This is a genomic window from Pseudodesulfovibrio piezophilus C1TLV30, assembly GCF_000341895.1.
Classification (GTDB): Bacteria; Desulfobacterota; Desulfovibrionia; order Desulfovibrionales; family Desulfovibrionaceae; genus Pseudodesulfovibrio; species Pseudodesulfovibrio piezophilus.
Window position 1 is genome coordinate 3,243,709 of sequence record NC_020409.1, and the last position, 14,910, is coordinate 3,258,618.

Consider the following 14,910-nt stretch of genomic DNA (forward strand, 5'->3'; position numbering starts at 1 on the left):
GTGTCTATTTGGGCATAATGAAATTATTGGAAGTGAAATGAGTAACACCGTTATCGACCCCACGACTGTTGAAGTTTCGGAAGGAGAGTCCTTTTCCTTCTATTCGTTCATGGAGCTTGCCACCTGGTTCCATAACTATCCTGCCCCTGGTTTGCTGCTGGGTGGCTTCATGGTTGAAGAGGCCAAACGGTATATTCCGGATGGGGTTTTGTATGATGCCGTGTCCGAAACGACATGGTGTCTTCCCGATGCCATTCAGCTCCTGACGCCCTGTACATTGGGCAACGGCTGGTTACGGGTTCGCAATAACGCCGTATATGCTCTCTCTCTTTTTGATAAACACAGTGGTGAAGGAGTTCGGGTTCGCCTCGACCCTGAAAAACTTGACGCCTTTCCGCATACCCTCTGTTGGTTGATGAAAACCAAGCCGAAGAATCAGCAGGATTCCGAAGCACTACGTCATGAGATTCGTGACCATTCTTTGGAGATGCTCTCGGTGGAGACTATTACGGTCAAGCCGGAAGTGGTGATGAAACGCAGCAAGGGAGCCATTGTCATATGCCCTCTCTGTGGGGATGCCTATCCTGAATTTCATGGAGCCATCTGTCGTGGGTGTAGTGGTGATTCTCCTTATATGAATGACCGCTCTACATGTGCTGTCGCTGACATTGGAAATTCCATTCCTTCGACTCCCCTGGAACTGAGTATCGGCAAGAAGATTGTCCATGACATGACTCGTATAGTTCCCGGTGAATCCAAGGATGTGGAATTCAGCCGAGGCCATGTGGTCACGGCTGGTGATGTCTGCCGGCTTCAGCAGATGGGGCGGTTCAATTTGTATGTCGATCAGGAAGCGCCGCACGGGTTCATTCATGAGGATGACGCGGCTCGCGCCTTTTCTCAGGGAATGTGTGGTGAGGGCGTGGTTGTGGAATCCGAGCCTCGTGAAGGCAAGGTCAACCTGCTGGCTGAAAGAGATGGTATCATGGTGGTTGATGAACCCATGGTGCAGGCATTCAATTCTCTGCCCAATGTTATTGCAGCCTGTCGGCAAGGATACAGCCTGGTCCGCAAGGGGCGGCGTATCGCTGCCACACGGGCCATTCCGCTTTTTCTGGAACAGGCCGCCTTTGGACGAGCCTTGGCCATTGTCAACAACAAGCCATTCTTTTCCGTTATGCCGTTGCGCAGTGCCCGGGTCGGTTTGTTGATAACCGGCAACGAAGTTTTCAAGGGATTGATCAAGGATCGTTTTGCTGATGTTATCGAAGCCAAAGTGACGAGCCTTGGCAGTACTGTCGTTGCCAGTCATATCCGGCCTGATGATTCGTCAGCCATTGCCGATGCGGCCCGGTCGTTGGAAGGAGCGGGGTGCGACCTGATTGTAACGACAGCCGGGTTGTCAGTGGATCCGGATGACGTGACCCGGCAGGGACTGATGGAAGCGGGGCTGACTGATGCGTTATACGGTTTCCCTGTTTTACCGGGAGCCATGACGCTGATCGGTCGAATAGGTCAGGCCCGTGTCCTCGGTGTGCCAGCGTGTGCGCTCTTCCACAAGACAACCAGTCTTGATCTTCTTTTACCGAGATTGTTGGCAGACCTGCCCATCACCAGGGCGGATGCGGCAAAGCTCGGAAATGGCGGGATGTGTATGGAATGCACGTCTTGCACGTTCCCCAAATGTCCATTCGGGAGGTAGTCCCATGCTCAAAGTCAAAGAACCTCCGGCGACAAGTATCGCCATGACCAACCCTACCATGCGGGTGCATCTCTGGCTTGAAAATGAAGAGGGGGTGCTTTTCGGATTAGGGCGACTGCAATTGCTCCGTCAGGTCGAGCAGTGTGGCTCCCTCAAGGCCGCAGCCGAATCTCTGGGGATGTCCTACCGGGGGGCTTGGGGGAAGATCAAAACAACAGAGGAGTTACTGGGGCAGAAATTGATCGAAAGAGCTGCCAGCAGGAGGAAGGGGTATCACTTGACTCCCTTTGGTCTGGGGATCGCGGAAAGCTTCGACAAATGGTATCGGGAGGTTGAACGATTCGCTTTTGCCAAGAGCGAGGAATTCCTACCTTTTTCACTCAAAAAATATAAGTGATACGAGTCGTGCGACTTCCAATGTGTTAAATTTAACATTTTGTAATAATTGTATTTTATGTCACTGTTTTACTAATTCGGACACCGTTTGTCCGATTTGTGAAACTGCCGGGCACTTACTGCGCGGCATAGACCCAGGAGGACACTGGTATGAAGCTCGACCGTCGTAGCTTTATGAAGCTCGCAGGTTCTGGAGCGGCGTGTCTCACCTTAGGGCAGCTCGGAGTGAATCTTTCACCGGTCAAGGCTTATGCAGCGGATATCAAGATATCCGGAGCAAAAGAAGTCGTGACTGTTTGTCCGTTCTGTTCGGTGAGTTGTCACGTCATTGGTCACGTGAAGGGGGGGGAACTCGTCAATACCGAGGGTGATCCCGATTTTCCGGTTAACGAAGGTGCCTTGTGTGCAAAGGGTGCGGCCATGTTTAGCATGACCACCAGTCACCACAGGCTTCAGAAACCGCTTTACCGCGCTCCCTATAGCGACAAGTGGGAAGAGAAGAGCTGGGAGTGGATGCTGGACCGTATGGCTCGGCGCATCAAGGACACTCGTGACAAGGATATTATCCTCAAAAACGAGAAAGGCGACACTGTCAACAGGCTCGAATCCATGTTCCTGCTGGGAACTTCCCACGCCGGGAACGAGGAATGTGCCATCATTCACCAAGCAATGCGAGGCCTGGGCGTCGTCCACATGGACCACCAGGCCAGGATCTGACACAGCGCAACTGTTGCGGCTCTGGGAGAGTCGTTCGGACGCGGTGCGATGACCAACCACTGGATTGACATCAAGAATGCCGATTCAGTCCTTATAATGGGCAGTAATGCTGCCGAACATCATCCGATCTCATTCAAATGGGTCTTGCGGGCCAAGGACAAGGGCGCCACTGTTATGCATGTGGACCCGAAGTTCTCTCGTACATCCGCACGGTCGGATTTCCATGTTCCCTTGCGGTCCGGTACGGATATCGCTTTCCTCGGGGGCATGATCAAGTACATTCTCGAAAATGAGAAATTCTTCCACGAATATGTTGTCGAATACACCAATGCCGCGCTCATCGTGGGCAAGGACTATGGTTTCAAGGACGGCCTTTTCACCGGTTACGATGCAAAGACCCGTTCCTACGACAAAAGCAAGTGGGGCTTTGAGATGGACTCGAAGGGGGTACCCAAGAGAGACAAGAGTCTCAAACACCCCCGGTGCGTTTATCAACTGATGAAGGCTCACTATTCGCGCTACAATATCGAGGCGGTTTCAGCCACGACTGGTGTCTCTGCGGAAAACCTGATGAAGGTCTATGAGAACTTCGCTGCAACCGGTGTCAAGGACAAGGCCGGGACCATCATGTACGCTCTCGGCTGGACTCAGCATACTGTGGGTGTGCAGAATATTCGCTCCGCCGCCATTATTCAGCTTTTGCTGGGCAATATCGGTGTTGCCGGTGGCGGTATCAACGCCCTGCGTGGTGAGCCGAATGTTCAGGGGTCCACAGACCATACCCTGCTGTACCACATTATCCCCGGCTATATGGCCATGCCGCATAACGGGTGGCAGACCTACGACGAATACGTCAAGGCCAACACCCCGGTGAGCAATGATCCCATGTCGGCGAACTGGTGGCAGCACAAGCCCAAGTACTTTGCCAGCCTGCTGAAGGCTTGGTACGGTGAAAAAGCCACCAGAGAAAACGGCTTCTGCTATGAACTGCTTCCCAAGATTGAAAAGGGCGAGGATTATTCCTACATGTTCCTGTTCGATCGCATGTATAACAAGCAGATTCGTGGCGGATTCATTATCGGGCTGAACCCGATGAACAGTGTCCCGAATACGAATAAGGTCAGAAAGGCCTTGGATAATCTGGACTGGCTGATTACCTCTGAACTGCATCATTCCGAAACTACGGACAACTGGCAGCGCCCCGGCGTTGATCCCAAGAAGATCAAGACCGAGGTGTTCCTGTTACCTTCGGCTCACCGTCTGGAGAAGGAAGGGTCCACCACCAACTCCGGTCGCTGGTTGCTTTGGCATAATCAGGCTACCAAGCCTGCATACGAGGCCAAGCCGTTTGGTGATCTGTTCTGTGGCGTCATGAACCATGTGAAGGCTTTGTATGCCAAGGAAGGGGGAACTCTTCCCGAAGCCGTGACCTGGCTTGATTACCCTGAAAAGTATGATCCCGAAGACCTGTGCGCCCGTATCAACGGTCGTTTCCTCGAAGACACGGAATTCAAGGGCAAGAAATACAAGAAAGGGCAGCAACTGCCGTCCTTTACTGCGCTCAAGGATGACGGCTCCACCATGAGTCTGAACTGGCTTTATGCCGGGAGTTATACCGAAGAGGGTGGCAACAAGGCCAAACGTCGTGAGACGACACAGACCGAAATGCAGAAGACTATCGGTTTGTATCCGAAATGGTCATGGTGCTGGCCGGTCAATCGTCGTATTCTGTACAACCGTGCCTCTGTCGACTTTGACGGCAAGCCATACAATCCGGCCAAGGCCGTCATTGAATGGAAGGACGGCAAGTGGGTTGGTGATGTGCCTGATGGAGGCTGGCCACCGATTGCCACCGGTAAAGGTCGCTATCCGTTCATCATGTCCAAGAATGGTTTCGGGCAGATATTCGGTCCGGGACGTCAGGACGGACCGTTCTCCGAACATTACGAACCGGTGGAAACACCAGTTGATTCGAATATGTTCTCCAAGCAGCTCAGCAGTCCTGTTTACAAGTCCGTGAACAGTGATATGGACAAGCTTGCACAACCCAATAGTCCCGACTATCCCATTGTTCTGACGACTTATAGTCTGACAGAGCACTGGTGCGGCGGTGGTGAAACAAGAAACGTTCCCAACCTGCTGGAAACCGAGCCTCAACTCTATGTCGAGATGAGCCCGGAACTGGCTCAGGAAAAAGGTATCGTCAATGGTGATGGTGTGATCGTCGAGAGTATCCGCGGACGGGTCGAGGCCATAGCCATGGTCACGGTTCGCATGCGTCCTCTCAAGGTCCATGGTCGAATTGTTCACGAAATCGGCATGCCGTTCTGCTTCGGCTGGACAACGCCAGGGACGGGTGATGCCACCAACAGGCTGACGCCTTCGGTTGGTGATCCCAATACAACCATCCCTGAGTACAAGGCCTGCTGTGTGAATATTCGTAAGGCAGACAAGCTCACTGAGCTGGCAACCTAACGAAAAAGGAGACCGTCATGACTAAGACGTTTTTGATAGATACCTCCCGTTGCACAGCGTGCCGCGGATGTCAGATAGCCTGCAAGGAATGGCACGAACTGCCAGCCAATAAAACCACCCAGTATCACTGGGGCAGTCATCAGAATCCGCCGGACCTGAATCCGTTCAACTATAAACTCGTCCGTTTCAGCGAGCACCTGGAAGATGGCGTGGTTCGGTGGAATTTCTTCCCCGAACAATGCCGCCACTGCGAGCTGGCTCCCTGCAAGGAGATGGGCGATCTGTATATTGAAGAGGCCATCACCCAGGACGAATCGACCGGGGCCGTCATCTTCACGGAAAAAACCAAGCAGTTCGACGATGAACAGTTTGAAGAAATTCGTGATGCATGTCCCTATAATGTCCCCAGACGTGATGAAAAAACCAAACTGATGGCCAAGTGCACCATGTGCAATGAAAGGCTTCAGCATGGTATGGTTCCGGCCTGTGTCAAGGTATGTCCGACCGGCACCATGCAATTTGGTGAACGCGAGGATATGCTCAAACTGGCGGAAGAGCGCCTTGCCATAGTTAAGAAGAAATGGCCCAAGGCAATGTTGGCAGACCCGGATGATGTCAATGTGATCTACCTGATCATCGATGACCCGGAGAACTACCATGAGTTCGTGGTCGCCGATGCCCGTCCGGTCGGTCCCATGTCAAAGAAGCAATTCCTGGCAACCCTGGCCAGACCCTTCAAAGCAATGAAGGCATAACACGATAAACGTCTCTCCCTCGGGGATCGGGCCGGAATGGTCGCGGTCCCCGCCGGAGGGATTGGAGCGCTTCATGAAATCTGTATCTGCTCTCAAGGCTGTCGAATCGACATTGATGACCATCAACGGAAGAACTCCTGCATACGTGGAGTTGACTGAGCGTTTTGGTCCTGTGTTCATTTCCTCAGCCCGGCTGCGCGATGAATTGGTGGCGGAAGGCGTGGCCTCTCTAGAAATTGATCCTGTCCGGTTGGCGGCCGGGGTTCCGGTTCTCGTTGGTTCCGATTTTTCACAGTGGACTGATTTGTTGAGTTCCTCTGTCAAACGCCTTCTCCCCGAACTTCTTGAAGTGCTCGAACTCGAAGACGATGCATGTGAAGCTCTTCGCGTCTTTTTCGATGATTCCGATACTCTCTTGGCGCTCGTTCAGGCTCGGACTGAAGGCGATTGGAAACACTTTGAGAACACCTCCGTACAGTTGGAAACCGTATCAGCAACAACCTTGCTGTATATTTCAGAGATTGTTTTCTCTCCTGTCCTTTGTGCTATAGCCGAGACTCTGGGCGAGCGCCTTGAATCCCATTCCTGGGAACATGGTCATTGCCCTGTTTGCGGCTCTTCTCCTTCCATCTCCCAGCTTTCGCCCAAGGAAATCACCGATCTTGATCAATTGGTCGGTGGCGGAGGGAAAAAATATCTTCACTGTTCTCTTTGCGGTCATGACTGGCGCTACAAAAGGAATGCCTGTCCATCCTGCGGAAATGATGACAGTGAATCCCGTGAAGTTTTTTACGCGGATGACACCCGGTTTGAACGGGTGGAGGCGTGCCATAAATGCGGCACCTACTGTCTGAATGTTGATCTGCGTGAATGTGAACCTCTGCCGCATCTCGACGCCATTCAGATGGGGCTTATTCATCTCGATATCTATGCGCAAAAAAAGAAATTGACCCCTTTGGTTTCCACTCTGTGGAATTCCCTGGATTAGCTTATGGAGACGGGAATGCAGACAACCCGGTTGCGGGATGCCGCGCGAAAAGCCGCGTCTCATGACGAGAAAACCCAGCCGCAGCCAGACGGAGTGCGGCTGGCCTGTCCCATGACCCTGCAATGTTACAAGGACGGCCAACTCTCATTCAGAGAGGATATGGTCGCTGTCGAGTCGGATATTCGGCTTCAAATCAATGGGCTGGATCATGCCGTGCTTACCAGAACTCCTGGTGATGATTTGACGCTTATTGCCGGATACCTCTTCTCCTGTTCCATGATCCGGGACGCCGAAGATCTTCTGGATGTCTCCTTTGGATATAGTGGCGCATCCAAGGCACGGGTCACTCTCAAGGCTCCGAGTGTGATCAGGCGGCTTTTCCCGTCACCTCGCCCTGTAGTCTTGGACCCGGAAAGGCTTTTTGATTTCAAGAAGACCTTTGAAAGGCGGCAGAATCTCTACAGGAATACAGGGTCAACCCATGCGGCTGCCCTGTTCAGCATGGATGGAGAGTTGATCGCTTTCGGGGAGGATGTTGGGCGACACAATGCCTTTGACAAGGCTATTGGGCGCGCATTACTTGAGGGCTCGCTGGAGAGAGTTGGTATCGCGATGCTCTCCTCCCGGCTGGCCTTGGAGCTGACAATCAAAGCTTCCAATGCCAATATTCCTATTTTATGTGGGTTTTCTGCGGCGACCAGTTCGGGCATCAATTTTGCCGAGCGCAACAATATTACTTTGGTAGGGCGAATTCGCGAGGACTCTTTCAATGTCTACGCCAATAGCTGGCGGCTCAAGGGCAGCAAAGGGCATCAGTCCGAATAAGACGAATTCCGGATGGAATATGATCGGCCTCGCAAGAGTGGGGTGGGTTCAGGAAGCACAACCATGGCGGTGGTGCTTCCTTTTTTATTGGTGTTTTTCTTCAGGGCGAGCAATGAAGACCGGTCATGACGGTATGGCTTGCTGCCCAGGGGAAGGGACAGGGCGTGTCTGCTTTATTCGTCGTTTGAAATCCGCGATGCCAGGGGCGAAGAGGGTATGCATCAGCATGGCTCCCATAAGTGTTATTATCAGCAGTACGCAACCGTTTGGTTCATCCTGGTAGGTCTCGAAAATGGCAATGACAATAAAATGAATCAGATAGAAAGGGTAGCTGATTTGCCCAAGTACTTTGTCCAGGCGCGAGCGTCGGAATGCACGAAAAATACATGGCATTGTGAAGAGGACCAGCATGGGGAGAAAAAAAGGTTCCAGGTACTCATCAACATCGTTGGCAACGCAGATAAGACCCACAAGGAGTAGGAAGGCGAACGAGTCAAGACCGCTTTGTCTGTCAGGCAGTGATTTGTGAACTCGATAGGCAAGGATGCCTCCGCCGAAAAGCCAGAATTCGAGAGGGAAAAAACGGAGAAAGAATTTCATGCTTACAAAAGGAGACATCACAATCAGTATTTTGGCACATAGACTGGCTGCGATCAAAAGCAGGAGGGTCTTCGTTTTGAATCTCACGAGGATTGGAACCATGGCATAGAAGATAACTTCCAGTGAGAGCGACCACGCTTGAAGGACAGGAGCTAGTCGCCAGAGAGCATGCCTGCTGTATTCGACAAAATGTATGCTCCCATCAGGGAGTCGGACCAGGCTGAAAAGGAGTTCCTGCCCCACAATGAAGAGTGAAGTAAATGACACGAGCAGGAAGCCTGCTGGATCAGTCAGGAACTTTTTGAGTTCCTGAGCACAGTTCATCGGATGTACATCGAGACTGACGATAAGAGCCACGCTGAGTGTCAAAGTGAAAAGGTACATGGGATAAAGTGCCATGAAGCGACTTGCATAAAACGAGCGCGTTGTTTCGTAGGACGTGTCGAGGATTAGCGCCATGTAAAAACCCGAGATAGCGAAAAAAGACAGTACAGCTTCATGACCATCCACTATCGGGAGATCGAAAGTAGGGAAATGAGAGTTGAAGACAGCTATGGCCAGGATTATTCGTATAATGCCCATGGAGTATCTCGTTGTCTGTCCCGCCAAAAGAAGCATCCTGCTGTGGTTGGGGCAGCATCGTGCATGGGCTTTGGGGGATGCTTTGGCATGATGCGGTTTTCGTGAAAAAGAGAATAGGCAGGCAGCAAGAAAGTTTTGCTGCCTGCGAGTTATTCTTTCAAATTATTTCTTAGCCATTAAAGCCCAAGGGCGAGCGCGGTACGGAGTCTGCGGTCATGTAGACTGTCGGTATCGGCTTTCGTTGGTATTGCAAGGCCAGAACTGAGGTATAGGGTTCCTCGCCGCAGAGATATGCCCGTAATTTTTTTTCGTCTCACCTTCCATATACTTCATGAGGGGCTGGTGAACTGCTGTGACTTTGTTTAGGGCACTGATGATTTTGACATCCCAAACTTCGTGGTAGCGTTCCAGGTCATCCGGACGGAGAGCTTTTCGACAGTTGGGACAATTGCATTCCAGAGGGATGATCTCTTCCAGGTTGAAAAGACCATAATCGTCACATATCTCTTCACCTTCGTGGATATCCCTGAGAGCTATTTCAAATCCGTACCCGGTACTGATGGTATTGCAGTCACATTTATGATTGACGAATTTGGCATGATCCCAACTCAGGATGCGTATTCCTTTTTCATCAATATAGGAAAATTTGTCCGCGATGGTTTTATGGTCATCATCCAGCTCATTGAAATCTTTTTCCGAGAGCTCTATTTCGAGTTGATCTTTGACATAAACTATGGTGCCACGGGGGATGTCGGCAGTGGCAAAAACGCCGTAACCGATGGATGCATTGACAAATCGTACTTCTGTTTTCGGATGAATCATGGTGAAAATCTCTTCGTTTGGGTGGATGTATGAGAAGAGGCTACCAGTCGTCGTCGCTCTGGTAATCCATTTCGTCTTCAAGTTTGTAGTTGCGAATCTTGATGCGGTATTCATCTTCACTTTCCGTGATAATGCCCTGTGCGGTCACCCAGCGGTCTATGTGATCTATCAATTGTTCGCCATTCTCATTGTTTTCGACAAGAAATTCCTCTTCACCATCCACCAGAATGACGATTCCGGAGACGGCATCGTCGTCCCAGTCCAAAGGCAGGACTTGTCCATACAAAGAATCTTCATATATCTCCAAGGCCATAATTTACCTCCTTTTTCTTACTGATATTGCAGATCACTCTCTTGAGATTCAAGAATGAGGCGATAGACGATGCCCCCATCCGATGGGACAAAGTGTTTATGGAAACGATTTTCGAGTTGAAATTCATTTGCCTCATAGAAAAGTCGGGCGTTTTCGTAGGCGCGAGATGCTCCGGTCTCCAGGAATATCCGCTTGCCGGTGCCTGCCGTTACCTGTCGCTTCATCTCGGAGATGAGGGCTGAACCGATCCCAAGGCGTTGAAATTCAGGGTCAACAGCAATCCCATATAGTTCATACGTCTCGGTCCAATGTGGAATACGGCCGTAGCAAATGAACCCCACCGTTTTTTCCGTGCCGGATTCGTTGACAGTCGCCTGAAGGAACGTGTGCGTTTCAGAACCATCTCCATATGCACTGTCCCAAGCCATGTCTTCGGCAGACATCATGGCGTCGGATGAGAAAAGGCCACTTGCCGCCGCCATGTTCAAGATGTTTTCGACATCTGCGGGTGCGACACCGGAAATGATGTGAATTTCACGAACGTCACATGGGCGGATTTCTTCATTGATGATCATGTCCATTGTTAGCTCCGAGTTGCTTCTACCGTCTGTTTGCAGGACGGTATGAAGGCAATGACCCTGTTGCTGAGAACCCTGTCTTTCATGATGGGCCGTTCATGAGGAAGGGAGCAGACGGCGCAGGCCCGGCATGGGAGCGTCGGGGGATTCCATGCCGTTCCCTTGAATACCGAGCCTGTGCTGTCGTGTAACAAAGCCCCGGAAACATTCCGGGTGCCCTGAAAAGAGTGCGAGAATTGTCTGTTTATAAACTCAGCAGATGCGTGCATCTGCGAGGGATTGAGTACTTTGAACCGTTGACCAGGAGTGTGCATCTGGGCGCAGTGCGATCTGCGGTGCTCAAACACCAGATGAAGACAGAGCACCAGGAACAAAGTCGCACAGGGACAAAAATAATCTGGGAAGAATGACATGTTTAGTCTTCTCCTTTTTCAAGGAGTGTGAAACTTTCAAGTTGAATAGTTTCCAATAGCCCGGATTTTTTTATTATCCCCGTGAAGATGGCTTCTGATTGCGCCAAGGATTTCAGTGCAGGAAAACTTGTCAAATTCACAATTCGAACTTCTCGTTCACCAGGGCATGCCACATGGACTCCGGTCACCTTGAAGTGATCATCCCACTGTTCCGGGACTATCACTCCACGGATAACTCCCTTGTGACTTTGTTTGGTGCTTGTTGAGTGTGCCATTTTGTTTCCATCCCCAAAAAAGGGTGACTTCTCTTAAGCAGAGGCTGTGCCAACATAGATTTGCTTGAAATGTATGGATTATTTTAGAAACAAAAGCACAAAACAAGAACTCTCAGTTCTCTCAAAATGGAGGGGAAGGAGGAGGAAAAGACTTTTTCGAGCTGGAAAGGGAGTGATCTTTAAGAGTGTCTTTTGTAGAAAATCTTTATTTACAAGATGTTACATTCAAATAGGAATTCTGAGTTCCTGTTTTGTTGCTTGAGAGACTTCTCAGTTCTTGTTTTTGAAATCAGCCCGATAAAGAGAATGCCGATTCATGAGTTTATTTAACTGCCGAGTTGTCACTCCTGCCCTCTGTGCGGCGTCTTTCATGATGCCATTACATTGTTCCAGCAGGCTTGTGAGATATTGTTTTTCGAATTTATCCACAGTAATCTGTCTCGCCATTTTGAGCGGAAGGTCTGTTTTGACGGGTGAGGTGACCACTTCGCCTTGGGTATCAAGAAGGTCGGGAGGGAAGCTTTCGGGATGGAGGATTTCACCTGTTTCGAGAATACAGGCCCGTTCGATGACATTTTCCAACTCTCGGACATTGCCCGGCCAGTCATACTCCAAGAGAGTGTCGAGTACATGGGGATGCATCCCCTTCAATTCCGTGTTGAGTTGCCCATTGAATTGCCTGATAAAATATTCTGAAAGTCTTGGGATATCTTCTCGGCGTTCCCGCAAAGACGGGATACGGATTGGGAAAACATTCAGTCTGTAAAAGAGGTCACGGCGAAATTTGCCATCTTCACAAAGTTTTCCCATGTCTTCGTTGGTCGCAGCGATAATGCGGACATCCACGGGAATATCATGCTCGCCACCGACACGCTGAATCCGCCTTTCCTGGATGACATTGAGCAGTTTAACTTGCACAGATTGGCTGACAGTTCCTATCTCATCAAGAAAAATGGTGCCGCCTTGAGCCAGTTCAAATTTTCCGAGTTTGCGGCGAACGGCCCCGGTAAAGGCACCTTTTTCGTGGCCGAAAAGCTCACTTTCAACGAGTGTGTCCGGGATTGCCCCGCAGTGAATGCTGATGAATGGTTTCTCTTTACGATTGCTATGGGCGTGAAGGAGTTTGGCTATAAGGCTTTTCCCTGTGCCTGTTTCTCCTGTGAGAAGAACAGTGGTCCGGGTGCCTGCCACCTGTCTGATTTTGACAAAGACAGCGCGCATGGCTTTGCTGTTGGTATCCACATAATCGAGGAAATCTTCATTCCAAAATTGATCTCGCAAATAATCCAGTTCTGATTGGAGGACATCGGATTCCCGGACTTTTTTAACAACCAGTCCCAGTTCCTCTTTCTCTATGGGGTGCGTCAGGTAATCAAACGCCCCGGCGTTGACTGCGTCCACGGCAAATCCGGTTTGCTCTTCATCTGCCATGACTACAATGGCTGCCGACGGGTAGTGCGTCCAGAAGCTTTCAAGCGCCTTGTTGATGGATTTATTCGACTCAAGCAGGGACTCCACATCGACGAATACTGTATCGACTTCCCTATCCGGGGGCTGCTCTCCGGATTCAGTTGCTGTTTCCGTGTGGATTTTTGTATCCTGAAAGAGCAGGCTGCCAATTTCTTCGGAACGATTTCCATCGCGCGTGATGACAAGCATTTTTCTCATGTTTGCACGCCTCCTGAAATCCTTTTACTGCCATTGGGACAAACCGACAATGGAAATGTGGAGACTTTGCAGCCGGTTCTTGTTTAAAAAAAAGGGCCTCCGAAATCCTCGGAAGCCCTTTTTTGTGTCTTGATGTGATCTGCTACAGAAACAGGTAGACCGCAGCCAGACCTGTGAGAGACATGGTGATAGTATAAGGCAATGCCAATGTAACCATTCTGCCGTACGAAAGGCGGATAACCGGAGCCAGTGCACTGGTCAGCAGAAAGAGGAATGCTGCCTGACCATTGGGAGTTGCCACAGAGGGAATATTCGTCCCTGTGTTAATGGCAACGGCCAGTTTGTCGAAATGCTCCATTGTCTCTTTGACCTGTGTTGCGACATTGGCAGGCAGAGTTGCGAGCACGTCGGCACGGGCAACGTGGGCGTTGGTCAATTTATCCATCAGCTCCTGTCCGGTCATGCCGATGCCAGGGATGGCGTTCAGCACATGGACAAAGTGCAGTTTGGTTTCGGATATGTAGACTGTGGCTACGAAGACGTTATCCGAAATTGAGGAGAGCAGGCCGTTGGCAGCATAATAGGCGACAAGCTGAGTTTGTCCTTTGAGTCTGAGAACGTGGTCGATGATCGGTGTGAAGAGTTCCTGGGAGTGGATGACCGCCACGATGGAGAAAAAGACCACCAGGAGCGCTGTAAAAGGCAACGCTTCTTCAAAGGCATGTCCAAGCTGGTGCTCTTCCACAATACCGGTAAACGAAGTCAGCAGGACAATGACGGAAAGTCCGATGAGACCAACTGCTGCGAGGTGAAAGGCGAGTGCGGTCACAAGCCAGATTCCGGTAAGCGCTTGAATGACCAGTTTCAATCGTCCGCGATCACCTTGCTTCTCTTCCATTTCAACAGCGGTTTCCAGAAGAAACGACCTGATGTTGCCAGGTAATTGGGCTCCGTAGCCAAAAATGTGGAAATGCTCAACCGCCAGGCAGGTGAGCAGGCCGACACCGAGTACAGGCATGGTGACCGGCATGGCATGCAGGAAGAAGGGGATGAAATGCCACCCCATTTCTTCTCCAACCAGCAGGTTTTGTGGCTCTCCAACCAGTGTACACACGCCACCCAGTGCCGTTCCGACAGCGCCATGCATCATCAGATTGCGAAGAAAACCACGGAATTGGTACAGTTCCTCTTTACTCGTATCAACAACTAAACCATCCGAGCTCAGATCGTGGTCATCGGTGTGACTTTTTCCGGAGGCAAAGCGGTGATATACATTGTAGAAGCCATAAGCCACAGCGATGATAACGGCTGTGACGGTCAGGGCATCAAGGAAAGCCGAGAGCACCGCACCCGCAAGACAGAACATCAGTGCAATGGCTTTTTTCGATTTTGTCCGAACCAGGATGCGTGTAAAGGTGAATTGCAGAAAGTCCTTCATGAAGTAGATACCTGCCACCATGAAGATAAGCAGGAGAATAACCTCAAAGTTCTTCTGGGCTTCTTCATAGACTGCATTCGCGGAGGTCATCCCCATGATGACAGCTTCGATGGCCAAGAGTCCGCCCGCTGGCAAGGGATAGCACTTGAGCGCCATTGCCAGGGTAAAGATGAATTCTGCGATCAACGCCCACCCGGCCACGAATGGTCCGGCCGTTACGATCAGGATGGGGTTGAGGATGAGAAAGCTTACGATGACAAGCTTGTACCATCCCGGAGCGTGCCCGAGAAAAGTTTGGGCAAAGGTTTTAGCAAGTGGTGTCTTCATTCCGATCTCCTTGAACAGAGCAAAAACGCCTCAATC

Annotated in this window: 13 protein-coding genes; 6 read left to right on the forward strand and 7 right to left on the reverse strand. The window is 50.8% G+C overall.

Annotation, left to right across the window (positions count from 1 at the left end; all coding sequences use genetic code 11):
- Positions 1 to 37 precede the first annotated feature (37 nt).
- From BN4_RS15005 to BN4_RS15035, 6 genes are all read left to right on the forward strand, one after another.
- The gene (locus BN4_RS15005; protein WP_015416260.1) at positions 38 to 1,702 is read left to right on the forward strand and encodes an FmdE family protein; all 1,665 of its coding nucleotides are present in this window, start codon (positions 38 to 40) and stop codon (positions 1,700 to 1,702) included.
- Positions 1,703 to 1,706: 4 nt separating this feature from the next.
- Positions 1,707 to 2,099 carry a winged helix-turn-helix domain-containing protein gene (locus BN4_RS15010; protein ID WP_015416261.1) on the forward strand — a complete coding sequence of 131 codons (393 nt, stop codon included), beginning with the start codon at positions 1,707 to 1,709 and terminating at the stop codon, positions 2,097 to 2,099.
- 149 nt (positions 2,100 to 2,248) lie between these two features.
- The gene (gene fdnG / locus BN4_RS15020; RefSeq protein WP_157871432.1) at positions 2,249 to 5,290 is read left to right on the forward strand and encodes a formate dehydrogenase-N subunit alpha; all 3,042 of its coding nucleotides are present in this window, start codon (positions 2,249 to 2,251) and stop codon (positions 5,288 to 5,290) included.
- A 17-nt stretch (positions 5,291 to 5,307) separates the two neighbouring features.
- A complete protein-coding gene (locus tag BN4_RS15025) occupies positions 5,308 to 6,045 on the forward strand; it encodes a 4Fe-4S dicluster domain-containing protein (protein ID WP_015416264.1) in 738 nt (245 codons plus the stop codon).
- A gap of 73 nt (positions 6,046 to 6,118) precedes the next feature.
- Entirely contained in the window at positions 6,119 to 7,033 is a 915-nt protein-coding gene (locus BN4_RS15030) for a formate dehydrogenase accessory protein FdhE (RefSeq protein ID WP_015416265.1), read from the forward strand.
- Positions 7,034 to 7,048: 15 nt separating this feature from the next.
- A complete protein-coding gene (locus BN4_RS15035) occupies positions 7,049 to 7,858 on the forward strand; it encodes a formate dehydrogenase accessory sulfurtransferase FdhD (protein ID WP_157871434.1) in 810 nt (269 codons plus the stop codon).
- 123 nt (positions 7,859 to 7,981) lie between these two features.
- Here the strand turns inward: BN4_RS15035 and BN4_RS15040 are convergent, their stop codons facing one another.
- The 7 genes from BN4_RS15040 to nhaB all read right to left on the reverse strand — a co-directional run bounded on the left by BN4_RS15040 (position 7,982) and on the right by nhaB (position 14,874).
- A complete protein-coding gene (locus BN4_RS15040) occupies positions 7,982 to 9,040 on the reverse strand; it encodes an acyltransferase family protein (protein ID WP_015416267.1) in 1,059 nt (352 codons plus the stop codon).
- Between the two features lie 213 nt (positions 9,041 to 9,253).
- Positions 9,254 to 9,862: an SET domain-containing protein gene (locus tag BN4_RS15045; protein ID WP_015416268.1), complete on the reverse strand. Its 609-nt coding sequence runs from the start codon at positions 9,860 to 9,862 to the stop codon at positions 9,254 to 9,256.
- Between the two features lie 40 nt (positions 9,863 to 9,902).
- Positions 9,903 to 10,175: a hypothetical protein gene (locus BN4_RS15050; protein ID WP_015416269.1), complete on the reverse strand. Its 273-nt coding sequence runs from the start codon at positions 10,173 to 10,175 to the stop codon at positions 9,903 to 9,905.
- A 17-nt stretch (positions 10,176 to 10,192) separates the two neighbouring features.
- A complete protein-coding gene (locus BN4_RS15055; RefSeq protein ID WP_015416270.1) occupies positions 10,193 to 10,756 on the reverse strand; it encodes a GNAT family N-acetyltransferase in 564 nt (187 codons plus the stop codon).
- Between the two features lie 412 nt (positions 10,757 to 11,168).
- Positions 11,169 to 11,441: a hypothetical protein gene (locus BN4_RS15065; protein ID WP_015416271.1), complete on the reverse strand. Its 273-nt coding sequence runs from the start codon at positions 11,439 to 11,441 to the stop codon at positions 11,169 to 11,171.
- 270 nt (positions 11,442 to 11,711) lie between these two features.
- Complete coding sequence (locus BN4_RS15070; protein ID WP_015416272.1) at positions 11,712 to 13,109, reverse strand: sigma 54-interacting transcriptional regulator; 1,398 nt, start codon at positions 13,107 to 13,109, stop codon at positions 11,712 to 11,714.
- Between the two features lie 142 nt (positions 13,110 to 13,251).
- Complete coding sequence (nhaB, locus tag BN4_RS15075; protein WP_015416273.1) at positions 13,252 to 14,874, reverse strand: sodium/proton antiporter NhaB; 1,623 nt, start codon at positions 14,872 to 14,874, stop codon at positions 13,252 to 13,254.
- Between the last annotated feature and the right edge of the window lie 36 nt (positions 14,875 to 14,910).

Bases quoted from the DNA above. Each gene is read 5' to 3' on its own strand.
- BN4_RS15005 (WP_015416260.1), top strand. From the start codon at position 38: ATGAGTAACACCGTTATCGACCCCACGACTGTTGAAGTTTCGGAAGGA.
- BN4_RS15010 (WP_015416261.1), top strand. From the start codon at position 1,707: ATGCTCAAAGTCAAAGAACCTCCGGCGACAAGTATCGCCATGACCAAC.
- BN4_RS15025 (WP_015416264.1), top strand. From the start codon at position 5,308: ATGACTAAGACGTTTTTGATAGATACCTCCCGTTGCACAGCGTGCCGC.
- BN4_RS15030 (WP_015416265.1), top strand. From the start codon at position 6,119: ATGAAATCTGTATCTGCTCTCAAGGCTGTCGAATCGACATTGATGACC.
- BN4_RS15035 (WP_157871434.1), top strand. From the start codon at position 7,049: ATGCAGACAACCCGGTTGCGGGATGCCGCGCGAAAAGCCGCGTCTCAT.
- BN4_RS15040 (WP_015416267.1), bottom strand. From the start codon at position 9,040: ATGGGCATTATACGAATAATCCTGGCCATAGCTGTCTTCAACTCTCAT.
- BN4_RS15045 (WP_015416268.1), bottom strand. From the start codon at position 9,862: ATGATTCATCCGAAAACAGAAGTACGATTTGTCAATGCATCCATCGGT.
- BN4_RS15050 (WP_015416269.1), bottom strand. From the start codon at position 10,175: ATGGCCTTGGAGATATATGAAGATTCTTTGTATGGACAAGTCCTGCCT.
- BN4_RS15055 (WP_015416270.1), bottom strand. From the start codon at position 10,756: ATGGACATGATCATCAATGAAGAAATCCGCCCATGTGACGTTCGTGAA.
- BN4_RS15065 (WP_015416271.1), bottom strand. From the start codon at position 11,441: ATGGCACACTCAACAAGCACCAAACAAAGTCACAAGGGAGTTATCCGT.
- BN4_RS15070 (WP_015416272.1), bottom strand. From the start codon at position 13,109: ATGAGAAAAATGCTTGTCATCACGCGCGATGGAAATCGTTCCGAAGAA.
- nhaB (WP_015416273.1), bottom strand. From the start codon at position 14,874: ATGAAGACACCACTTGCTAAAACCTTTGCCCAAACTTTTCTCGGGCAC.